This window comes from Patescibacteria group bacterium (genome assembly GCA_018896645.1).
Taxonomy (GTDB): Bacteria; Patescibacteriota; Patescibacteriia; order UBA2591; family JABMQE01; genus JAHIMF01.
Genome location: JAHIMF010000058.1, coordinates 1 through 23,127, shown reverse-complemented (window position 1 = coordinate 23,127; position 23,127 = coordinate 1). Strand labels below are relative to the sequence as shown.

The window sequence follows — 23,127 nt, the reverse complement described above, 5'->3', positions numbered from 1 at the left end:
TTTAAAATAAATATTTTAAAAAATCAAGGTTATGCACTTTTCCGACCTCATCCAAGAAACATATTTCGCCCTTAAAGCCAACAAATCGCGGTCGGTCTTGACAATTTTGGGTATTGTAATTGGCATTGGTTCGGTGATTGCCATGATCTCAATTGGACAGGGCGCGGCCAAAGCCATTGAAGCTAATATTGAGTCCTTGGGTTCAAATTTAGTGGTGGTAATGCCAGGGTCGCAAGGAGAATTCGGCTCGCAAGTAAGGGGAGGCATGGGTTCGGCTACTACTTTGACGATTGAGGACTCGGAAGCAATTGCTAATCAAGTTGAATACATTGAAGAAGCGGCGCCAACTGTTTCATCAAGAAAACAAGTTAAAACAACAAAAGGAACCAATACAAATACCAGTATTTATGGCGTTGATGAATCATATGCCCGAGTAAAAAGTATTGAGGTTGAGGCCGGCAGTTTTGTAAATAATACTCAAGTGCAAAAAACATCCAAAGTGGCAGTACTTGGGCCAATAACTCGTGATGATTTGTTTGGTGAAGGTTTTAATCCGGTGGGACAAAAAATCCGCATTGAAAATTTGGAATTTACTATTATTGGCGTAACAGTTAGCAAAGGCGGTACTGGTATGGGCAGTTCAGATGATTTAATTTATATTCCGCTTTCAACAGCTCAACGATATTTGACTGGCAGCAATTCCGTAAGCAATATAAATATTCAAGTAACGGATGAGGGTTTAATGACAGTAACTCAAGAACAAATTACAAATCTGCTTCTCGCCAGACATAAAATTGCGGATCCCTTGAGCGCTGATTTTAGCATTATGAACCAAACGGATATTATGGGCGCGATGACCTCGGTAACCGATACTTTAACCTTGCTTTTGGGCGCGATTGCCGGGATTTCGCTTTTAGTTGGCGGTATTGGTATTATGAATATGATGTTGACTACAGTTACCGAAAGAACTCGCGAAATCGGACTGCGCAAATCTCTAGGCGCCAAAGGCAGGGACATTAGCAGTCAATTTTTAGGAGAATCAGTGGCTTTGACTTTTATTGGCGGAGTGATTGGAATTTTTTTCGGCTGGCTGGCATCTTTTTTAATTACTAAATTTAGCGGCACGACAACTGCGGTAACGACTTTTTCAATTTTTCTTGCTTTTGGCGTGTCAGCTTTTATCGGCATTGTTTTTGGTTATTATCCGGCGCGGCGAGCAGCTAAGCTGAATCCTATTGACGCGTTGCGGTACGAATAAACTAGAAAATAGAAACAAGAAACTAGAAACAAGGATATAAATAATTTTCAATAATCAATTTCCAAATAAATTTTTAATATCAATTATGTGAAGTATTTATCAATCAAATTGAAAAATAATAAGATGATACAAAAATTATTTTTGTGCTTTTGTGTTTTTTGTGTTTTTGCGTTGGCTGCCGGCTGTTCAACGAGTGAACAAAAAATTGATGAACCAACAGCAGAAGACAAAACTCAAGTTGAAGGAACTAGCAGTGAAGCCAGACCTTTTAATAATGAGATGTTTTCCGAAGCTAATTTAAGTGCTTTGGAAATCGGCCTAAAAGTGTCAATTATGGGAGCTGAAAATTCTGACGGGAGTATTGCGGCTAATCAAATTATGATTGGAGACAGTGAAACAAATTTTGGAGAACTGGGGGGAAATATGCAGTTTGGGGGTAGAAACGCGAGCAATACAAATCTGGAAAATAGTGCCGGTAATCAACCGTCGCAACCGCCACAAAATTTTGAGGGCCAGCGAGGTAATTTTGAGCAGTTTCAAAATATGACAGAAGAAGAAAGAACAAAGCTAAGAGAAGAAATGACAGCTCAAAGGGGTGGCGCGGGCATGAGACCAAATAGCGCAACTGGAGCAACGAGGATGAATAGAGGCGGCGGAACAGCCAGATTAAACGGGGAGATTATTGACAAGGATGATGTGAGTATAACCTTGAAACTGGAAGACGGCGGCTCAAAATTGGTTTTTTATTCGGATGCAACTAAAATTTTGAAAGTTAAAGAGCAATAGAACTGCCTACAAATTACTTACAAATCAACAAATCAATTACAAATATACAAATACGGATTTGTGAATTTGTGAAAGGATTTGTAGATTTGTGGGGGCTTGCGCATTACCAACTTTCGGATATAATACAGGTATGCTAAAAAATGGAGACCACGAAAGCAAAACTGACGAAGAATTGGTAGCTTTGACTTTAGAAAATCAGGGTTATTTTTTATATTTAATCAAAAGATACGAAAAAAAACTGTTAAATTATATTATTAGAATTTCCGGGGTTAGCAAAGAAGAGGCCGAAGATATTCTGCAGGAAACATTTATAAAAATTTATCAAAATTTAAATGATTTTGATACGAGCTTAAAATTTTCCTCCTGGGCCTATCGCATTGCTCATAATCAGACAATTAGCAATCACCGTAAAAATAAAGCCCGACCCCAAAACATTTTTTTAGACCCTGAAAATGATTTTCTGGAAAACCTGGCTTCGGACTTGGATTTGAAACAAGAGATTGACTTAGACTTCTTAAAAAAGAACATCAACGAAATCTTAGCAAGGATAGATGAAAAATACCGTGAAATTCTTGTTCTAAAATTTTTGGAACAAAAAAGTTATAAAGAAATATCAGATATTTTAAAAAAACCAATGGGTACAGTAGCAACCCTAATTAATCGAGCTAAGGAACAGTTTAGGGAGGTGGCGGAGAAAGTGAATATTCAACTTAGATAAGGCTTCAATTGTCAAATTATTAAATTGTTACATTGCTAACAACAATAACCCAACCCCTCGACAAATTCGAGGCCTGCGACAATTTAGCAATATAACAATTTAACAATTATAATATGAACAGAAAAAATCTCACCGAGCAAATTCTCGAAACAATCAAAAAGAAACGGATGAAACCTCGCCCCCGTTGGGAGTTTTTATTAAAAGATTATTCTATCTGGCTGGCTGGTATTATCAGTCTACTGGTGGGCAGTCTGGCTTTTTCAGTGATTATTCACATGTTTAAAAATAACGACTGGAATCTATATAAATATATTAGTGACGGTTTTTTGAGTTTTGTTTTGGTTACGCTTCCATATTTTTGGGTAATATTCTTGGCTATTTTTATCTTGTTGGTTTATTATAATTTTAAAAATACTAAGGGGGGTTATAAATATAAATTGCCAGTGGTGATTTTGGCCAGTGTTATTATTAGTATAGTCCTGGGAACCTTGCTTTATGATATCGGAATTGGGCAAACAATTGATGAAATTCTTTCAGAACAAATATCATTTTATAACAGATTTATAAATCCCAGAAGAGCAATGTGGGTTCGGCCAGAAGAGGGACTGCTCGCAGGAATGGTTGTATCAGTAACTGACAGCGAGCATTTTGAGGTACAGGATATTAATGGCAAGGTTTGGGAAATAGATGCTACTCAAGCGATCACGGCGACTGAAGCAGAAATAAATGTTAGCGGTAGGATAAAAATTATTGGTGAAAAAATAAATGATAATACTTTCCAAGCCAAGATAATTGTAGCCGGGCCGCCGCCGCGAAGATGGCTAAAGCCCCATCATCTTTTTCCTGGAAGAATACCCGGAATGGATTTTGAAAGAAAAATACTGCCAATGCGTATGGAAAGATAGAGGGTATCCTATTATTAACAACTTATTGCTAACAACTTAAACTATGAAAAACGTCAAATCGCGTTTAGGCCTGGCTGTTTTAGCCCTTATTATCACAACTGCGGTTGTGGCCGGCATCTCCTCGGCTCAAGACAGCGAATCACCTTTAAAATTTGGCAGATTCGGATTCGGGCGTAAAGAAATAAACCCTGATCCTGAAAAAATTGAGCAGATGCAAGAAAGACAGGCTCAAATGCAGGGACAGCAAGAGCAAATGCAAAGAATTTTTGAAAATAATGACTATACGGCTTGGGAAGCTTTAATGCAAGAAAGATTAACCGCTATGCAAGAGCGAGTTAATGTTTTTGCCGAGAGTATCAATCAAGAAACTTTTGATGCCACGGTAGAAATCCGCGCCCTTATGCAGGAGGGCAAATACGAGGAAGCTCGCGCCTTGAGAGAAGAGCTGGATATTGAAGGATTAGGAGAGTTCGGCTGTCCAGGCTTCAAGGGTCTGGGATTCAAAGGCATGGGTCGCGGTATGCATATTCCAAGCGAGCAACCGCAGCCTTCACAATAAATCCTGCGCCTTACTTCTGGCAAGGCGCAGGATAAAGTTCACCTCCTTAAACACAAAAACTCCAACAAATGATGGGGTTTTGTGTTATTAAAACCGAATCAAAATTAGAAAAAAATACTCCGGTGAATCGGGGTGTTTTTTATCTTCGTATAATAATCCGTTTTAATCTGTCACAATCCGCGTCTAATAAACTTTCTTCACCTCAATCCCGCTGTAAAAATGATACAAAATATCTTCAAAATTGGCCCCATCCTTGGAGGCCATAAACAAAGCGCCTCTGGCGCTGATGCCCACGCCATGGCCAATTTGCCTGTTGCCGGCCATATGCGGGTCTTCTACGGCGATTAGATACGGATAACTCTTGTGTTTATAAACCTGCTCATAGCTTTTAGTTTGGCCGTTGCTTTGGGAAAAATATAAAGTTAAGGCCGGCGCATTTTCATAAGCAACTATCAAGCCCAGAGAATCATCCACTGCCCGGCAAATATTTGGCTGGCGAATCTCCCGAGCATAGCCCTGATAAATCTGATCCGATTGCGAGGCCGATACTGTAAAATTGCGAATTGCATGTTTTGTAGGATTCAAATAATGAAACATAGCATAAGTTCTTTCCGCAATGGCCATGGCTTTTAAAAACTCGTAAGGCGAAACATCCATGGTTTCGCCGCTGCCTTTTAAATACGGCTCCATTGCTAATTCATTAATCACCCACAATCTTTCGTTATCCTCCACCCATTGCGCTTCTAAACGGCCCCGGTACTGATTATAATTTATCTCACTGCCGGCATACGTTGGATTATCATAATTTTCAATCATAAAAATATTATTCTCATCTTTTTGTTTGAAGGTAAAATAGGCATCACTGCTCACCAATCTTTTTTCATCAATATTGATAAAATACCTTTTATTAACGTAATCAAACTGGATTTCAGCCATCTCGCCTTGCGTTTGGGTCAAGATAAGTTTATCATCTGTATCATAAATGCCATAAGCCCCGGTGCTGGAAATCTGCACTTTATCGCCTTCCTCCTCATCTAAAGAATAAAGGCCAACTCGTATATCAGGTTCAGGAATTATCAAATCTTCAATCTCATAAATTTCTTTGTGAATAACCTGAACTGCTGGAGTAGTTGCCAAACTCCCAGCTTCTTCTTCGTCATCCGTATCATTCGTAGTATTTGTAGATTCGGATATCATTCGTAGATTTGAATTATATTCTTCTTCCCCCATCACCCGCACCGGAATCTCAATCTCGCCATCAGTTACCCAGTCTCCATAAGCCAATAAATTGAATTTTAACCAATACATACCCGGTTCTTCCGGCGCTTGAATCGCAAATTTAAATGTTGCTTCCTTGCCGACTTCAACAATGTTATCTTTAAGCGCGGTTGGCGTCTCATTATCCAGCCAAAATGCATGGCGAAACTTGGCGGTGGTGCCGGTAGCATCTTTAATTTTTAAATAAACCCGGCGCGGGCCTTCCGGCCGCCAGCGATAATAACCAACATTTTTATATTTCACCCAAAAAGTCATGGCCTTACCTGGGTCCAAATTTATAGTGTAAGGATAACTTTGCTCTAAGCGCTGGGCTTGATAATAAGTGCGCTCCGCGGCCTGGGCTTTGGGAATCAAAAAAACCCATCTCACAAAACACCAAAAACTTTCTTGATAATTTTGTTTTTTTGGCGCTTGCTTTTTGGGAGTATTGACTGACTCGGATTTTTCAGAAGGTTGAGAGGTTTGAGAGTGGTTATCATCAGGAATAATATATCTTTTAGCAACGCCTTGTTCTAAAAATCGCAGACTAAAAGAAACTGCGATGACAATTAGCAGGGATAAGAAAAAACTGGAGAAAAAAATTTGAGCGCTTGTTTTCTTTTTGATGGGCATAAATTGAAGGGAGATTTATCTCCCCTACATTTTAGCATATTAAAAATAGTTTGGGAAATAAAAAAGGACCCGCTCAAAGATAGAACTTCGAATGGGCCCGACCATCTACTTACCTATGCCGATAAGGGGCGTTATACTCCCGCTGACAATTTCTTCATTTTCCCCACCAACCAAAACCAAATCATCATCAGGAAATTGATCGTGATAACCCAATGAACCATCATCTTTAATATGTCTTGCGTTATAGTCCTCGCCCTTCTCTTTTCCGTCAGTCACCCGCTTAAAAATTTGATTCTCCCAAACAAACCTTTGGCCGATTTTTACTTCCTTAAATTGAACTGACTTGCTATATTCCCCTTCCTTAACCATATCACCCCCTTTCTCCATTCTGTTTTTCTTTAAATCACAAATTTTCAATGTACGATTCTTCAAACAACCTTATCAAATACTAAAAAAAATGTCAAGTACAAATTGGCATTTTTTTGTGAAAATAATTATTTTTCCGCTAAAATTAGCCAAAGGCAAACCAAAAAAATCTACCATCACGCAAAATTCCCGACTCCTTCTCTAACCTAAAAAACATCTCCAAATTAGCTCCAAATTAGCACTGTCAAGGCAAAATAGAAATGTCCAAGTTAGCCGTCCAAATTAGCACCGTTGACAAAAAATAATAATTTATTTAAGATGTAGTATCTGGATAATTAATGATTATTTAATTAAATCAGGCCAAAAAACCTGAATAATCAACTATTGTATGAGCATAAGAAAAAGAACTACACTTTTTTTAGTCTTAATCTCGGTTTTAGTATTAAGCCAATTTAATCTTGGCAACCAGATTGCCCAAGCTAATTCCGAGCCAACAAAGAAAACATTAAAAGCAAACTACAAAGCAAACTACACTGAGCCAAACTATAAACGTTATCCTGCAAACATGAACGTTAATGATACTTATAAAGACTTGCTTTGGGCTTTAGATAATATTGGCCAGGAAATTAATGGAATTAGTGGTACTCCTGACGCTGATATTGACGCGCCGGAAGCTTGGGAAATGTATAAGGACAATGAGGAAATTGTTGTTGCAATAATTGATTCTGGAGTAACCTACGACCATCCTGACCTTGAAGACGCTATGTGGGACGGCACTAATTGCGTTGGCGAAAATAATAATTTCTTAGGGGACTGTAATCATGGTTATGATTTTGAAGATGATGATAAAACACCCCTGCCAACCAACAATGCCCATGGCACGCATATTGCCGGCATAATTGCTGGGAGAAAAAACAATAATAAGGGAATTATCGGGATAGCGCCGGAAATTAAAATAATGGCTATCAAATTTGGTTTTGATGTGGCCAGTGAAATTAAGGCGATTAATTTTGCTATAAATAATGGCGCAAAAATTATTAACGCCAGCTATAGCGGCAGCACGTATTCTCAACTTGAATATGACGCTATCCAAGCTTTTCAAGCAGCTGGCGGTATTTTTATTACTGCCGCAGGAAATGGGGCTAAAAATAATGATTGGGAAGCTGAAGATGATCCGCCACTGCCGCCTGATAACCCACCATTACCGCCTGATGACACGCCTGATCCGCCTCCGCCGCCTGATGATCCTCTGCCTCCTCCGCCCCCAGATGATCCGCCCGCACCTCCAGAAGACCCACCAGCTCCGCCAGATGACCTGCCGCCACCCCCGCCAGACGGACCACCCGCGCCGCCAGAGGATCCACCGTTAAATCCTTGCGAAGTTAATAATCCCCGCTTTCCAGCTGACAGCTCTTCTGCGGGCCATAGTTATCCTTGTGATTTTGACTTGGATAATATTATTTGTGTTGCCGCTACTGACCAAAGTGACAGCCTATCCAGCTTCTCAAATTACGGTGCCAGCTCTGTTGATATTGGCGCACCCGGGGAAAATATTTTTAGTACTTATTTCTTAACTGAAAATTTCTTTCAAGCTTCTTTGCCAGGCTTTACAAACACTCTATTTACTGAAACAAGCGGCAACTGGCTGACTGGCACCTGGGAGGAATTTGGCGGCGACGCCACTGACAAAAACGCTCAAGCTAATTCTTCGTATGCAAATAATGACCATGGGGTTTTAACCTTAACCAATCCCATAGACACAACAAATTACGATGAAAATGTTTGGCTAAGCTTTAAATTAGACGCTAATATTGAATACATTCCTAATTGCGTGTTTGATTATCTGTCAGTAGAAGTTGATGATAATGATGACAACTGGGCGGAAAAAGAACGTTGGTGCGGCTCTTATTCTGAAAGAGCTGTTACCGCTAATCTTGGCCGTGGTTTAGACAACATGAGAATCAGATTTGTCTGGCGCACTGATGACAGCAATTTTATGGAAAAGCCACAAGCGCCAGTAATTGATGATATTAAAATTTCTAATACTCATTCTTATGCTTACAATAAGGGCACCTCAATTGCCACTGCTTATGTCACTGGCTTGGCTGGCTTGCTTTGGAGTTATAGAGCAGACCCTACTTATTCTCAAATCAAAGAAATAATTTTAGACACTGGTGATTCTCTAGATTCATTAACTGACAAGACTGTTACTGGTAAAAGAATCAACGCCTATAACGCTCTCTTAAGTCTTGACAGCTTGCCAGATACCACTGCTCCGGTGATTACTCTGTTAGGAAACAATCCAATTAATATTAATGTTGGTGATTCTTATAAAGATGCCGGAGCCACTGCCTTTGATAATATTGATAAAGGCATTACCTCTAGTATCACAGCAGTTAATCCAGTTGATACAAGTACCGCTGGCGTCTATATAATAACCTATAATGTAAGCGACACTGCTGGAAACCCTGCCGAACAAGTTACCAGAACTGTTAATGTCAATAAAGTAACGACTCCCCCTCCTTCCGGAGGCGGAAGCGGCGGAGGCGGAGGTTCTTCTCAACCCCCAAGTTCAGTTACTGCCTTTAATGTTCCTTTAACAGTTTCCAGTGATCAACAGGGCGCTGTGAGTCAAAATTTTTCTGATAAAAATTCTATAAAATTAAAAGTGCCCAAAGGAGCCGTGGCCAAAAGCACTACATTTAAAATCAGCCAGGGCGAGCTTCTGGCCCAAGAGACGCCAGTAGAGACCTCTGGCGCGTTTATGGTGGGCAATAAAATATTCAATATCACAGCAAAAGATTCTCTAAACAACCGGGTTAGAAATTTTAGTAAAAAATTGACTGTTGTTTTAACTCTTCCCAACCTGCCTAATAATACTGATGATTTGGGTGTCTATTATTTTGATGAAACCTTAGGCAAATGGATATTGGTACCCGGAGCCCAATTTGATTTGACTCTTAATCAAGCAACCTTTGAAGTTGAACATTTAACCAAGTTTGCTGTTTTTGAAATTGATGGCCTGCCAGTGATAATTGAAGCAGTTGAATTCACTGAAAAAAAAATTGATATTGAAAAAACTCCTGAAACCGAGGAAACCGACCGCCAAACCGAAGAAGTAGCAACTCCGCCACCTCCTCAAATCCTAGATGCCGAAGCTTATGGCGAAGGAAGTTTGATTAGAGGACTTGACTTTAAAATTTATGTGCTAGTAGCTAAGCAAAAAAAGTATATCTCTAATTTAACGGAACTGCAAAAATATTCAGGCCAACTAATTTATAATGTAAGTAATGAAGTATTAGACCAATACCCGGATATCAGCATCGCTTCTCAACCGGCCCAATACAGTGACGGCGAATTGATTAAAGGCCCTGACCAAAAAATTTATGTAATTAAGAATAGCCAAAGAGTTTATATTTCTAATTTAGAAGAACTGCAAAAGTACGTTGGAAAGCAAATTCATCAGGTTAATATTGAAGTATTAGCCCAATATCCAATCGTTATTACTGCGCCTCGTCATTATGATAACGGGTCTTTAATCCGCGGCGCTGATAAAAAAATCTATGTTATCAAGAACGGACGCAAAAGACATATCTCTAATTTAGCTGAACTAAAAAAATATGCTGGCCAGCCGATTTACAATGTTGGCGATGAGGTTTTAAATCAGTATTAAGTATTGATTAAATATTTAAGCTGTGTTAATATTATTTAATGTATAATTGTTCTTTTTACAAATTGCAAGCTATGAATCAATCGTTGTTGTTCCATCACTGCCAAGCCAAACACGGCATCTCCTAAAGATTACTGTGTCTGGCGCGGCTAAAGCCCAGCAAGGAGGTGCTGTTATGTTTACCCGAAAAAGGATTTATGCGCTGACCAGTCTGATAGCCGTAGTTCTTGTTCTCATCGCCGGCTCGGCCTTGGCTGATGAGATAACCCTGGCTTGGGACGCGAACATCGAACCTGACCTCGCGGGATACTGGCTGTACTATGGCCAATCAAGCGGAGTGTACACCGACTCTGTGGATGTAGGTACGGACACCGCCTGCATGGTCACGGGTCTCCCGGATGGCCAACTCCGCTATTTTGCCGTAAAAGCGTATGATATCTACGGTCAAAAAAGCGACTTCTCAAATGAGGTGTTGAAAAGCTCTTCAAGCGGCGTCTATGTGTCCAGTGACACTTTAACTTTAAAATGGCCGGCAATGGATGTGGGGGAAGACTATTATGTAATTTACAGAAACACCGACCAAGCATGCTTCACGCCTTCTTCCAATAACTCCATTGGCGCTACCACAGAGACATTATGCTTTGATATGGTTGCCGCTGACCCGAATGACTACTTTTATGTAGTTAGGGGTCTTTCAGGAGTCGGTCATATCTTGGGTTATTCAGTAAGAATGGGGAAAATTGCCTCATCTTTGCAATCTGGTTATGATATAGTTTCCTATATCCTTGACCAAGGATGTGTTAAAGGCGTGGAACTAGGAAAAAAAATTCCCAACTGCACCAAGGTTTTGCGTTGGGATACTGGCTCTGGGGGCTGGGTTTATTTGGCCTGGAAAAGCGGAATTACTTGGTATAATTATGGTAATGTATCACTAGGCAACTCATACCTGGTATCTGTAACAGCCAGTGGAATATGGGTCCAGGCCGGGATACTTCCTGCTGATCCAACTTTTAGCTTAAACCCCGGCAATAACCTGATTACCTTGCCGTACAAATTCGTTCATGATAAGGGGATTGTCACCGGCGGCCAACTTGGAGCAAGCATTTCCGGTTGTACCAAAGTTTGGCGCTGGAATACTGTTACGGGAAATTGGAAGTGGGTAGCCTATTATACTGGGAGCACCTGGTGGGTCTATGAAAATGTAGAACCAGGCAAGGCATATCTGGTTTATGCAACTATTGCCTCCAATTGGCCTGATTCTAATGGCGGTGCCGGAAAAATAGCCGCCAGCGCCAAACCACAAGAATCAACCGCTAACCCGCTGCTTCCAGAATTGCCAATGCCCCCGGACTCTCCTGATCAAGAACTCGCGGAACCCGCACCTCTTCAACTGCCCACTTATGCCTTGTTTCCGAATCATCCCAATCCTTTTAACACATCAACTGTTATCCGATATCAACTGCCGACTGCCCAGAAAACATCAATTGTAATTTACAATATCCTTGGTCAAACAGTCAACGCTCTGATATCGGAAAAACAGACAGCGGGCTTTTATTCTCTAATTTGGGATGGCCGAAACGCGCAAGGAGAGCCAGTGGGAAGCGGAGTATATGTGGTCCGCCTGCAAGCACAAGCAGGAGAATTCAGCCAAACCCAAAAAATAGTCTTGCTTCGTTAATCCCAAAATCCTCATTTGCAGAACCTCAATTATTATATTGGGGTTCTTTTTTAACACAAAAGACCCTTTTTATTTAAAAGAGTCTTTTGCTATCTTGAGTTTTTTTATCTATTCCTGCTCCACTTCCTGTTCTTGTTCTATACTTTGAGCTTGAGTTTTAATGAGTTCTTTTAGCGCCTGCGCTGCCTCTCGCAAATCATTTTTAGCAGCCCTTAAACTTTCCCTGGCCCTTACCAAAGCTTGTTTGCCTGCTGACTTTAAATCTTTAGCGCCGCTTGCATCAGAAACCTGCATACTGCTAAACTTCTCTTCAGCCATGGCCAGCGAGGCTTCGGCTTCGGTAATTTTAGAGCCAGCTTGCTCAATTAAGGCTTCCACACCGCTAGTATCAGCTTCATCACCCCCAAGCTCACCGGCCCGGGCTTGAATTTTGTCTTTTAGTTCAACCAGTTTTTCTTTAAATCCGCCCAATCTATCAGCAACTACTAGGCCTCGCGATTGCGGTATGACTACTACAAAAACTCTATAGCCAGTAACAATTGATTTTACTTTTGTTTTTAAGCCTTCTAAGTCATCACCAGCTAAAATATCTTCTTTCAAAGCATTAAGATTTGTAACATTATCATCAAGGACTAAAGAAATTTTGTCTTTAATGGCCTGGGAGATTCGTTGGGCAGTAGTAAATCTATTTTTTGCCAGCTCTATAACTGAAATTCGGCGTCCAATCATGTTCTCGCCAATGTCCTGTAGCTTTTGGACTCTCTGTTCGGAAGTTTTTGCTTCCCGGTATTCTTTTAAATTTTGACCCTGATCAAGAGTAAAACTTGTTTGCATAACCGCCAAACTAACCATTGGCAAAAAACCGAAAACTAACACTAAAAAAATAATCTTTTTTCTCATAATGTTTAGTTAAATTAAAAAATTAGAACTCTAAAGGTTCGTCTTCGGTCTCGTCAATGGAATCAAGTTCATCCATGGCTTCGTCAGCTTCTTTGTCCGCGTCATCAGCTTCTTGCAATAATTGGTCTAAATCCGAGGTGTCGGTTGGCTCTTCTTCCTCTTTTTGTTCCGGCTCTGTGATTTCCTCCTCCTCAACGGGGGCAGCAGCTTGATTGGATAAATCGCTAGCCGTCTTTAGCAACCCACAGCCAGCAACCGCAATCCCTAAGCTCAAAACAATGAGCAAAAAAACGATTTTTTTCATAAACTCGTTTATTAAAAATAATAAACCTCCTTTTCTTTATACTAATACCCTCTTAATTAAATGTCAAATAAAAACCCGGGCCACGGGGCGTGCTACCAGGCCCCCTTCGCCCAGGGATAAAATCCCAGGGCTATTTTTATGAAATCCCATTAATGGGATTTATTATTATAACCCAGCTACGGCTATATATTAAAATACTCTTGCCACCGCTCATACAACTCTCGAGTCGCTCGCAAATCCCAACTATTATATTCAGCAATTTTTTGATACTCGCCTTGGGCGTAAAGACTGCTCACCTCATCACCAGTTACTCCTTGGCCTTTGGGGCTCTTAATGCCAAACAACCGGCACCATAAATGCAAACTGCCTTTGCGCTGCATTGCCCCATAAAAACTTAATTGGTCCAGCAAATCAATATGTTTAGCGTCAAATCTCTGGCTGCTTAAATACCGGTTGAACATTAAATTTTTGGTGGGCTTAATTTTATGTTTAGCGGACCGAGCCATAATAAACGGCACATCAAAACAACGACTGTTAAAACCAATAAATTCCTGATACTTCCGCGCTCCTTCCCAAAAACTTTTAAGCATTTCTTCTTCGGTTTTTTGTTTAAAAATAAAATTGTCTTTTGAATATTCTTTGATATCCTTATTAGGCGCGCTAAAATAAACCACGGCCTGATTCTTTTCACAATCAAGAATCCCTAAAGCCACGATTTCGCCAGTCAACGGCGAAAACCCCAGTCCTTCTTTTAAATCTTTTAGTTTGGCTTGATATTCTTCATCACTGCGAGCTTCACGTTTAATCCAGCGGGTTAAAGAATCTTGCGTAGTCTTATCTAAACTGTCAAAATCCTCGCCAATGGTTTCGATGTCAAAAATTAATTTAGGCATAGCTTAATATTTATTATTTATTATTTGAGCCAGAGGCTCATCAGCCTTTGGCTGATATTATTTATTATTCAATTGTTCAATTCGTAAATCTCTAAGTTGCATCTTGTTTTTTAAAAATTTCTTCAATTTTAGAAACGCCCTTCCCCGATGACTCATGCTGTTTTTTTCTTCTTCACTCATTTCTGCAAAGGTTTTATTACGACCCTCTGGAATAAATATCAAATCATAGGGCAGCTTGGGCAGAGCCGTGCCTCGCGCCTTATCACTTATTACCCCGTTAACCAAACCCGTAAAAATCCAATGTCTACCATCAGAAGCCATTAAAACCAGGGTTGATTCAAAATGGGCTTGGCGTTTTTCTTTAGGAATGGCTTTCATCTTCTTGAGGGTGTAGGCGGCTAGATCTTCAGGCAGAACCGCCTCTCCTGCCCAACGAGCCGAGTGAATACCTGGCGCTCCATCTAAAGCTTTAATGCACAAGCCAGAATCATCAGCCAAGGCCCACTTGCCAGACATTTCAGCCACAAATCGCGCCTTTTTCAAAGCATTTTCTTCAAAGGTTTTCCCATCCTCAACCACGTCCTCCGTTATACCAGCTTGCTCCGCGCTTAAGACCTCAACATCAAACCCTTGAAGCAATGCCCGCATTTCTTTTACTTTTCCCGGATTATGAGTAGCAAAAATTAACTTCATAATTTAATAGAAAAATCATTGAAATTTTTCAACTCTTTGTCAACAACATCTATTTTTTCAACGCGTGCTAAATCAGTGCCTTGGCGGCACCAAGCTAAAAACTCATTCAAATCAGATTCTTCACCTTCGGCTTCAATGTAAACCGCGCCGTCCGAATCATTTTTAACAAAACCCTTGATATCCAAATCATCAGCCATTCTCTTGGCTGAATCCCGAAAGAACACTCCCTGGACTTGACCAAATATTTTAATGTTTAGATGTTTTGGCATAAATTACTTTAAATGCCCCCGCCATTTCTCCGCTGCCAAAATTCTTTCTATCGCCACCGTCCAAGCAACAGTGCGTAAATCTATGTTTTCGTCATTCTCTTGAAATAAAGTATAAACCCTATTCCACGAATCTTTCATCATAAATTCCAGTTTCTTTTTTAAGTGCTCTGGGGGACAAATCCCGCCAGTCCGATTTTGCGTCCATTCAAAAAAACTCGCAACAACGCCGCCGGCATTAGCCAAAATATCCGGGATAACCAAAATGTCTTTTTCTTTAAGCACAGCATCAGCTTCAGAAGTAATCGGACCGTTGGCTACTTCTATGATTTTTTTAGCTTTAACGCGGCTAACATTTTCTTCGGTAATCTGATTTTCCAAGGCAGCTAAAACCAACAAATCAACCTCAAGCCCCAGCAGTTCTTGATTGCTTATTTTTTCTGCTTCTGGATACTCCGCCACCCTGCCTTTGTCCTCTTTAACGGCTATCACTTGATTAATATCCAAACCCTTGGGATTAAAAATCCCTGCCTGGCTGTCGCTCACGCTTACTATTTTAAAACCCGCCCCATAAAGCATCTTAGCTAAATTTAGGCCAACATTGCCAAAACCCTGGATAGCGATTGAAAAATTATTTTTATCGCCTCCAAAAGCTTTTATCGCCTGTTCTATAATAATAAAACCGCCTTGGGCAGTCGCTTCTTTGCGCATAGGAGAGCCTCCAATCTCAACTGGTTTGCCGGTAATCATGCCGGGCTCGTGATAGCCGACTTTTTTCTCATATTCATCCAGCATCCAAGCTATGACTTGTTCATTAGTATAAACATCGGGCGCGGGAATATCTTTGGTCTCACCTAAAACCTTATAAAAAGCATCAATATAAGCCCGGCTGATTTGCTCCAACTCGTCCTTGTTTTTCTCTTTAGGGTTAAATCGAACGCCACCCTTGGCCCCGCCAAAAGGCAAACCAACCAAAGCGTTTTTTAAGCTCATCCAAAAAGAAAGGCATTTTATCTCATCCTCGCTGACTTCGGGATGAAACCGAATGCCGCCCTTGCCCGGACCCAGAGCATCATTATGCATAATCCGCCAAGCCGGGTATTTTTCTCCGTTCACTTCTAACTCGGCTTGGGAAATTTTTTTGTGGGTGGTTAGAAGTTTAACCTGATCATCAGTCAAATTCATCAATGGCTGAAGAATTTTAAGGCGCTTGAGGATGGAATCAAAAGTGTTATTCATGTTATTAGTGGTTAATAAAAAACTGCCCCTTCTTAAAAACTCTCTTATAAACTTTTACAAAATCAATCCTATCCGCTATTATCTCGCCCAAAACAGCAAAAGGAATAGCCAATAAAATAATAATGCCAATAGTCTTCAAAGTAATCGGCTCGCCAGTCGCCAGTTTAATTGCTAACAGGTCTTCAGTGATACCAATAATAATGCCGAAAATTAAAAATTCAAACATCAGTTCTATTTTTTTGGGATTCATAGATTCTCTTTAATAATATTTAATTTTTAAAAACTCTATTCGTCTTTATCCTAAGTCTATCTTATTTCTCGCGTAAAATCAACCCTTAAATCTCCAAAAACATTATCCACCCTTGACTTTTTTCAAGATAATTTGCTATACTAATTATAGGCTTATAAGTCGAAGTATCTTAGAAAGGTTTTTAATTTTTTAAATTTAAAACTAAAATAAGAAAAAGCGATTTAGAAGTCATCCTTCCACAAACTCAAAATACTGGATTTGTGGAAGCATAAAGGTCGTTTTTTATTCAAATTTCGTATCTTAATCTTATTATGACATTTCGAGATAATTCCGGAGGAAATTTTCCTCCCAGAAGAATGGTCCAAGGCAATTGGACTTGCTCTGATTGCGGCAAAAAAATTACTGAACTGCCGTTTGAACCCTCGCCAGACAGCCCGGTGTATTGCCGGGAATGCTGGCTCAAAAAAAGAGATCAAAGATCTGACCGTCCCAGACGAATGGTCCGAGGCAATTGGACCTGCTCTGGTTGCGACAAAGAAATTACTGAACTGCCGTTTGAACCCTCGCCGAATGCTCCTATCTATTGTAAAGAATGCTGGCTCAAAAGAAAAAACCAAGGCGCTTAGAGCTTAATTTGCCGAATATAAAACCCCCCCGCCCACAGGCGGAGGGGTTTTTATATTGTTATGCTCGGCTGACATCTGTGGCATTGAGCCCCTTTGGACCCTCTGCTATCTCAAATGTTACTTTGTCACCTTCTTGAAGATCGTTGAATTGGACGTTCTTAAGCTCGTTTGAATGGAAAAAGATGTCTTTTTCCTCGCCTTCACGAGCTATGAAGCCAAATCCTCGGTCAGTCACCAATCGAGCGATTGTTCCTTCTTGCATTATTAGTTGGAGAATTAGTTTAGTAAAAAATCAAACCCAAAATACTGTAGAAATAAACCCGACTCCGTTTCTCTTGCAGTTATAGGTTGACTGTAATAAGCTTATCACAGATAAAATATAATGTCAAGCGTTAAAATCTGAATTTCTACCTCCGCGGGCATCCCTTATCAAAACACCCCAAAATAAAAAATCCCCCAAGTTGAAGGGGAAATTTTGTTTGGCTCCCCATTCTGAACGAAATCCGAACTTTTTTTCGCGAAAATCCGAACGTTGAATTTTGAAAAACTTTTAGATCGCCTGTCCGCCTCTGGCGGCTGATCAGCCCGCCTAACCGGCGAGGCTGGCCGTAGACTGAAACCATTGGTCGCAATTGCTGAACGAAGCTCGAACCTTTTTCGAGCGAAAATCGCTCGAATGATTTGAAACCCCGCCCCAGCGTTTCCGCCCGCCGAAACTCGGCGAGCAAAGCAAAACAATTTTCTTTCAATTTTTTAACGCCCGCCCGCCAACTTTTTCTTAAAAGGAATTGAAAATTGTTTTGCTTTGATGTCTTGATGCCAAGACGGCGGAAACGCTTCGCTTCGGCTCGGGCGTGGCGGAATTCCTCCCCCCAACCCCCTTCCTTCCGCCACGCCCTCGCTCGGACTGCCCTTTTTTTCGGCGGAATTGGAGGCCGTGCCAATTTCATTGGCGCGCCGCCTTTTATAATTTTAAATTTTACCAATTTAATATAACTAAAGCAATCTTTGAATACTATTGTATTTTTATATAAATTGCTTCAATAAAATTCTTAATCTCTCCCAACTTATCTGTTTCTTCCCATTCATTTTTTGTCATTTCACTAAAAACTTCAACATTCAAATCATTCTTAAAATTTCTAATCAATCCCAGTTCTTTCAGATGTTTTGGGACATCAGTATCATCGTTGATTGCAATATTATCAGCATTTAAATCTGGACATTTTCTACAGATGGCCTGTGGATGACAAAAATTCTCGATTTCTCTCTTTGATAATTTTTTAAAATTAGCATTATCACTTTCGCATTTTGCCTTTATTCTTTCACACCACTTTTCTTTACCGTTTGTTTTGTCGTCCCCGTCAACCATTACAGAATAAAAATTATTTCCTTTTAATTTTTTAAATAAATCTAAATCAGCATAATTTTTTAGTGATCCACCACCACCGATAACACAAAGTATTTTATCGTTTTCTAGCTCTTTATTAAGAACTGTTTTTGCATATGAATTTAAAAAATGAATATCGCCCTTACCTTCAACAAAAATTAGATACTTTATTTCCCTTAGCAAATTATAATCAGGTCTTATACCCAATTCATTTATAATTTGCTCTATTATATTTTGATCTTCTCTGGAGTAATGAGAAATGCCATACTCATCCTTTGTTACTAAAATTGAATTTTTACCGTCAGTTGCCCCAGCAAAAACTGGCGAGTGCGTCGTTAAGAAAAATTGAGAATCTTCTGATATTCTAATAATTGAGTTTAGTAAATCCTGCTGTGCGGATGGATGTAAATAAGTTTCCGGTTCTTCAATGGCAAAAATTTGATTTTTAAAACTTTTCTTGCTCGCCAAATATTCAAAATATGCGACCATGAGTAATCTTTTAAATCCCGTTCCTTTATGTGAAATTGGAACATCAAAATTTTGTCCTTCAAATTCTAAATTTAAGTCAAATTTTTTAAGAGATTTTGACCAATCAAATTCTGTCGAGGGATTAAGTTTTTTTAGACCCGAGACATTTTTTGTCATGTATTTCCTGATTTCTTCAAATTCAGTAGCTAAATCAGCCTTTAATCCTTTTTCTATTTCTGAGGTCTTGTCTTTTGTAGTCTCAAAGTAAGCAGATATGATCGGTTTAAATTGTGATTGAAAATTTGTTGCTTCTATATTTAAATCTTGTTCGGCATCAAAAAGAGAATATTCAGGCAAGGCAATTTCATATGCTTTTTCGATATTTTTCAAAAAATCGCCTAACTCATGATAAGTTTCTTTTCGTTCTTTGTCAGAAAGCACCGTTTTTATTTGTTCGATCCTTGATATATTCTTCTTGCCTCTGCCTGATTTGTTTGGTTCTTCGCCTAAGTCAGAAACAATTTGATTTAAATCTTGCTCTTTTTTATTCCAGAGATCTTGGTATTTTTCATCAATAAAATCATTGCAAAGATAATATTCAGATGGTTTTGCCTTGCCATTAACGACAACAAACTCCTTTTTTATGGTGATTAGCTTGGTGTTATCCAACGCTAAATCATCAATTTCAACAGATGGCAAAAAAGATAATTCAATAGTAGTTGTTTCTTCCTCCGGTTTCCCCTTAAAAACATCTTTAATATCAAATTTTCTGACATCAAAAAAACAAGCTAAAGCTCTAAGAATTGCTGATTTACCAGAATCATTTTTGCCAACAAAAGTATTTAAGTTAGAAATCTCTAAACGATCGAGTGCATCGATGCCACGAAAATTTTTAATTGTCAAAAATTTTAATTGCATATCTTATTTATAAAGTTGCCTCGTTTAATGTTTGCTTAATCTCAAGGTTACTAACAAATTTATCAATATCAGAAATTCTAACTTCCAAACCATCTTTTTTGATGAAATTAAAATAGCGTTCGGTATCAATAAATGATTTTGGCGAAATGAATACAGAATAAGATTTTGTTCCATTTTTTACATATTCCTCAAGGTGTCGATGTACCGAAAATGATTCCCTGATATGCTGTTGCGTTCCGGTTAGCAATGTTACTTCGACTAAAACCGTATCCTTATCTTCTATGCATTCAATGTCGGGGCTTCCACCAGAAGCGAAGCTTGTTGGTAATCCTTCGTCGTCGGATACAAAGTTTGGTTTTACAATAACATTTGGCAATCTTTTAAGAATGGCCAAGGAAGTTAGAAATTCTAAGCGTAATGGCTGTTCAATAATTTTCAAAATATCATCACTGGAAGATTTTTTCTGTGCCAAATTAAGAAGTTCACTTTTAATTGATTCCCAAGCGTAATGATTAACCCATTTCTCTAATTCTGCCTTTGTGGTTTTTGTTGGGGCTTTGAATACAGAAAGTGTTGTGATTAAGTCATGATCAACTTTACCGATATACTCAAAAAAATCTTTTTCAGTTTTAAATTTTTTATAAGAAACATATTTTTTTAAAATATAATCAACGGTTGCTGTTTCTTTTGTGTTTATATCTATAAAACGACCACCTCCACGCAGAGAAAGTAGACCAGTTAAGCGCATTTTACGAATAAAATCATCGGGGTAATCTCCTAAAATGGAGTTATCGTCTCTTTTTGTTTCATTCAGTAATCCATAACAAAGCTCTAAAATCACTTCGTTGCTTGGCGAATAGCCGTATTTTTTGCGCAATTTCTTTATTTCTCGATATAAACTTTTGGCATCATCGTTTTGCCAACATAGCAATAAAGGTATTTCTAATCTGGAAATGCCAGCTCCTTTGTATTCAGGGTCATTATTCAAAAGTTTTATTGTTTGTATTAGTAAAATCAATGGGACATTTTTATTCAAAACTCTGCGAAAAGGGTTGTGTCTTTGGTATTTTGCAAAGGCGTTGGCAAAAACCATTAATTCGTTTTCTGGTTTTTCTTTATCCAGTAACATCTTTCCGCTTTCGGAAAATTTTATTTTTTCATTTGGCCAATACCAAACAAAACCAAGCTCTTTGGCAATTTTAAACCAAGTGTCAAATCTGGATGCCCAACCTTTTTCAAATCCTGCTTCTTTGTGGCTTTGTGGATTGTCGGAAAATACTTTTTAATTTATCTATGTTTTAAAAGGACTATTTGATTTTAACAATTTAAATTCATAATAATTTAGCAATTCAGACAAAGTGTTATTTTTTACTGAATCTTCACCTTCTTCTGAAAAATTGCCGAGTAATAAAAAATCTATTAGATGACCTTTGATGGTATTTTTTGATGTTTTATTGATACCGATTGAAGTAATTCGGTTATTTTGATTATCAAATAGTGCGTGATAGTATTTTTTCGTCATATTTTTTATAGGTTATTAGTTTATCTACCCTGATAATTTTTCCCATTATCAGTTAAAGAATAATATCCTTTTTCGTCTTTTGAGCGAACAAACAGATGTATATTGCTTGGGTGATTGCTGTTATCCTCGTGGGTATTAAGTTCACCACGGATAGAATTTCTAAACGTATCCATTTTGTATACTAGATTTTTTTCAACTACTAATCTCTCAACTTCCTCATAGATTGTTTGAAGCGGTACAAATTCTATACCCTTAATATGCTGTTCCTTAATAATCTGGATTATCAAGCCTTTAATTGACGGAACGGGACCTGGCAAAAACTGTTCTCGTTGTTGTATATTTTTAATAACATCTTGAACACTTTTGTCTTGATTCGCGTTTTGCTCATTTTGTAGAAAAGCTTTATAGACTTCAGAATATCCACTTAGGTATTCTTCGTCAGGAGAAAATACAGAGTCAGTAAATTTTACTGAATTATAAATTGCTTCAATTTGTGAAAAATAAAGCGGTTTGTTTTCCTTAAAAATTACGTTTGCTTCAAAATTCGTCATCAATCCTCCCGCCGTTAGATTTGTACTGCCAACAATACCAGTCGTTTCTTTTTTACTTTCAAACAAATAAATTTTTGGATGAAATACTACATTGTTTTTATTAACATCTTTATCACCATAGCAATAAAACTTTAAGTTAGGCTTTGATTTTTGGAGTTGAATCAAATAATGCATTGACTGCGGGTCAGTTGTTTTAAAATCCAGTCCCGCGATAATTTCAACACTTCCATTATTATCTAAACATTGATTTAGCGACTTCTCTATTACTTTTATGCCTGAGTATTTTAGAAAAGCAATCGCAATTCTTGCAGATTGCGCATTCTGCAATTCCTGATTGATAATATTGCCGATAGGGTAATTTAGATTTGATAAAATTTGTATAGACATAATTATTTTAAATATAACATAATTGAGCATCAATATCTCTCACAAGTTCTGCAAATTTTTCTTTGGCATTAACTCGGCAGTAATCGCTCATATTTTCGGGATCTGGCTTTAGTGCAACTCCATGCAGTTTTGGCTTATCCCATTTAGTTAATGTTTCAAGTACATGATAAAACCTGCTGTATTGTCTGGAATTATAGGGTGGATCGATATAAACCACGTCCGCTTTTATTTTTTTAGCCAAATCATTAGTATCTTCTTGAAAAATTGATATTTCCTGCGTGTCTATTGGATCGATTGGTTTCATAAAAAAGCTGTCGTTTACGAATTCTTTTTTGAAATAAGCATCAAAATGCCCAACCGTGTTAGCGATTTTATCAGCGGTATAAAGTAATGAAGTAATTAACATGTAATATTCCCGTTCTGTTAAGTTGTTTTTGTTTTCTTCTATGTTTTCTCTGATAAAACCGATAATTTTAGCTGAATTATTGCTGAAAAATTTACCGCCAAAGTTTTTAGAAAAATAATTATCTTCTAAGTCACCGCCATAAATATTATTATAACTTTTGATAATATTATCTACCTTATTCTTGTCCCATGCTTCGTTTCCGAAAAAGGCACGATATATTACGTGATTAGAATGTAAAAAATCATTTAATAATACTTTTTCAAAATGTTTTGTCGCCACGGCGGAGACAACACCTGTCCCCGCAAAAATATCCGCAAAAGAATTTCCACTACATTCTTTGTTTATGATAGAAAAAATCCATTCAATTAGTTTGTGTTTATTTCCAATATATCTGCGGTTATGTAATTGAATATGATTTTCTTTCACTTGTGGGATATAAAAATAGTTTTCTTTGATTTTTTCAGCGCTTATTTCATAAGATGGTCTT

At 38.5% G+C, this 23,127-nt stretch carries 24 protein-coding genes; 8 read left to right on the top strand and 16 right to left on the bottom strand.

The window, feature by feature from the left end; translation table 11 throughout:
* The first annotated feature begins 31 nt into the window (after positions 1–31).
* The 5 genes from KKD20_04405 (at position 32) to KKD20_04385 (ending at position 4,226) form a co-directional block, all read left to right on the top strand.
* The gene (locus KKD20_04405) at positions 32–1,258 is read left to right on the top strand and encodes an ABC transporter permease (GenBank protein MBU4332337.1); all 1,227 of its coding nucleotides are present in this window, start codon (positions 32–34) and stop codon (positions 1,256–1,258) included.
* Between the two features lie 123 nt (positions 1,259–1,381).
* Positions 1,382–2,044 carry a hypothetical protein gene (locus tag KKD20_04400; protein MBU4332336.1) on the top strand — a complete coding sequence of 221 codons (663 nt, stop codon included), beginning with the start codon at positions 1,382–1,384 and terminating at the stop codon, positions 2,042–2,044.
* A gap of 130 nt (positions 2,045–2,174) precedes the next feature.
* Positions 2,175–2,762, top strand: coding sequence for a sigma-70 family RNA polymerase sigma factor (locus KKD20_04395; protein ID MBU4332335.1), 588 nt, complete (start codon positions 2,175–2,177; stop codon positions 2,760–2,762).
* Between the two features lie 113 nt (positions 2,763–2,875).
* Positions 2,876–3,667 (top strand): hypothetical protein, encoded by a 792-nt coding sequence (locus KKD20_04390; protein ID MBU4332334.1) that lies wholly within the window; start codon positions 2,876–2,878, stop codon positions 3,665–3,667.
* 43 nt (positions 3,668–3,710) lie between these two features.
* Positions 3,711–4,226: a hypothetical protein gene (locus KKD20_04385; GenBank protein MBU4332333.1), complete on the top strand. Its 516-nt coding sequence runs from the start codon at positions 3,711–3,713 to the stop codon at positions 4,224–4,226.
* Between the two features lie 183 nt (positions 4,227–4,409).
* On the opposite strand, the gene KKD20_04380 is transcribed toward KKD20_04385, so the two are convergent.
* Positions 4,410–6,116 (bottom strand): hypothetical protein, encoded by a 1,707-nt coding sequence (locus tag KKD20_04380; protein MBU4332332.1) that lies wholly within the window; start codon positions 6,114–6,116, stop codon positions 4,410–4,412.
* A 105-nt stretch (positions 6,117–6,221) separates the two neighbouring features.
* Complete coding sequence (locus KKD20_04375) at positions 6,222–6,503, bottom strand: hypothetical protein (protein ID MBU4332331.1); 282 nt, start codon at positions 6,501–6,503, stop codon at positions 6,222–6,224.
* 367 nt (positions 6,504–6,870) lie between these two features.
* Here KKD20_04375 and KKD20_04370 point away from each other — a divergent pair, with 367 nt between their 5' ends.
* Together KKD20_04370 and KKD20_04365 are read left to right on the top strand one after the other, a co-directional pair.
* Positions 6,871–10,155: a S8 family serine peptidase gene (locus tag KKD20_04370; protein MBU4332330.1), complete on the top strand. Its 3,285-nt coding sequence runs from the start codon at positions 6,871–6,873 to the stop codon at positions 10,153–10,155.
* A gap of 46 nt (positions 10,156–10,201) precedes the next feature.
* Positions 10,202–11,830 (top strand): T9SS type A sorting domain-containing protein, encoded by a 1,629-nt coding sequence (locus tag KKD20_04365; GenBank protein MBU4332329.1) that lies wholly within the window; start codon positions 10,202–10,204, stop codon positions 11,828–11,830.
* Between the two features lie 108 nt (positions 11,831–11,938).
* On the opposite strand, the gene KKD20_04360 is transcribed toward KKD20_04365, so the two are convergent.
* From KKD20_04360 to KKD20_04330, 7 genes are all read right to left on the bottom strand, one after another.
* Positions 11,939–12,730: a hypothetical protein gene (locus KKD20_04360; protein ID MBU4332328.1), complete on the bottom strand. Its 792-nt coding sequence runs from the start codon at positions 12,728–12,730 to the stop codon at positions 11,939–11,941.
* Between the two features lie 22 nt (positions 12,731–12,752).
* The gene (locus KKD20_04355; protein MBU4332327.1) at positions 12,753–13,034 is read right to left on the bottom strand and encodes a hypothetical protein; all 282 of its coding nucleotides are present in this window, start codon (positions 13,032–13,034) and stop codon (positions 12,753–12,755) included.
* Positions 13,035–13,216: 182 nt separating this feature from the next.
* Positions 13,217–13,927 carry a ribonuclease H-like domain-containing protein gene (locus tag KKD20_04350; GenBank protein ID MBU4332326.1) on the bottom strand — a complete coding sequence of 237 codons (711 nt, stop codon included), beginning with the start codon at positions 13,925–13,927 and terminating at the stop codon, positions 13,217–13,219.
* A gap of 57 nt (positions 13,928–13,984) precedes the next feature.
* Positions 13,985–14,620, bottom strand: coding sequence for an RdgB/HAM1 family non-canonical purine NTP pyrophosphatase (gene rdgB / locus KKD20_04345; protein ID MBU4332325.1), 636 nt, complete (start codon positions 14,618–14,620; stop codon positions 13,985–13,987).
* Complete coding sequence (locus tag KKD20_04340) at positions 14,617–14,889, bottom strand: acylphosphatase (protein ID MBU4332324.1); 273 nt, start codon at positions 14,887–14,889, stop codon at positions 14,617–14,619. The genes rdgB and KKD20_04340 overlap by 4 nt, the downstream gene beginning before the upstream one ends.
* 3 nt (positions 14,890–14,892) lie before the next feature.
* Positions 14,893–16,125: a Glu/Leu/Phe/Val dehydrogenase gene (locus KKD20_04335; protein ID MBU4332323.1), complete on the bottom strand. Its 1,233-nt coding sequence runs from the start codon at positions 16,123–16,125 to the stop codon at positions 14,893–14,895.
* A 4-nt stretch (positions 16,126–16,129) separates the two neighbouring features.
* Positions 16,130–16,375, bottom strand: a complete 246-nt coding sequence (locus KKD20_04330; GenBank protein ID MBU4332322.1) for a hypothetical protein — start codon at positions 16,373–16,375, stop codon at positions 16,130–16,132.
* A gap of 311 nt (positions 16,376–16,686) precedes the next feature.
* Here KKD20_04330 and KKD20_04325 point away from each other — a divergent pair, with 311 nt between their 5' ends.
* Positions 16,687–17,001, top strand: a complete 315-nt coding sequence (locus KKD20_04325; protein MBU4332321.1) for a hypothetical protein — start codon at positions 16,687–16,689, stop codon at positions 16,999–17,001.
* A 58-nt stretch (positions 17,002–17,059) separates the two neighbouring features.
* Here the strand turns inward: KKD20_04325 and KKD20_04320 are convergent, their stop codons facing one another.
* The 7 genes from KKD20_04320 to KKD20_04290 all read right to left on the bottom strand — a co-directional run.
* Positions 17,060–17,263: a cold shock domain-containing protein gene (locus KKD20_04320; protein MBU4332320.1), complete on the bottom strand. Its 204-nt coding sequence runs from the start codon at positions 17,261–17,263 to the stop codon at positions 17,060–17,062.
* Between the two features lie 145 nt (positions 17,264–17,408).
* A complete protein-coding gene (locus KKD20_04315; protein ID MBU4332319.1) occupies positions 17,409–17,987 on the bottom strand; it encodes a hypothetical protein in 579 nt (192 codons plus the stop codon).
* A gap of 29 nt (positions 17,988–18,016) precedes the next feature.
* Positions 18,017–19,774, bottom strand: a complete 1,758-nt coding sequence (locus KKD20_04310; GenBank protein MBU4332318.1) for an AAA family ATPase — start codon at positions 19,772–19,774, stop codon at positions 18,017–18,019.
* Positions 19,775–19,781: 7 nt separating this feature from the next.
* Positions 19,782–20,903, bottom strand: a complete 1,122-nt coding sequence (locus KKD20_04305) for an AlwI family type II restriction endonuclease (GenBank protein ID MBU4332317.1) — start codon at positions 20,901–20,903, stop codon at positions 19,782–19,784.
* A gap of 162 nt (positions 20,904–21,065) precedes the next feature.
* Complete coding sequence (locus KKD20_04300; protein ID MBU4332316.1) at positions 21,066–21,296, bottom strand: hypothetical protein; 231 nt, start codon at positions 21,294–21,296, stop codon at positions 21,066–21,068.
* A gap of 20 nt (positions 21,297–21,316) precedes the next feature.
* On the bottom strand, positions 21,317–22,237 hold the full coding sequence (locus tag KKD20_04295; protein ID MBU4332315.1) for an NgoFVII family restriction endonuclease: 921 nt from the start codon (positions 22,235–22,237) through the stop codon (positions 21,317–21,319).
* Positions 22,238–22,241: 4 nt separating this feature from the next.
* The coding region (locus KKD20_04290; protein ID MBU4332314.1) for a DNA adenine methylase at positions 22,242–23,127 on the bottom strand (886 nt) is incomplete at its 5' end.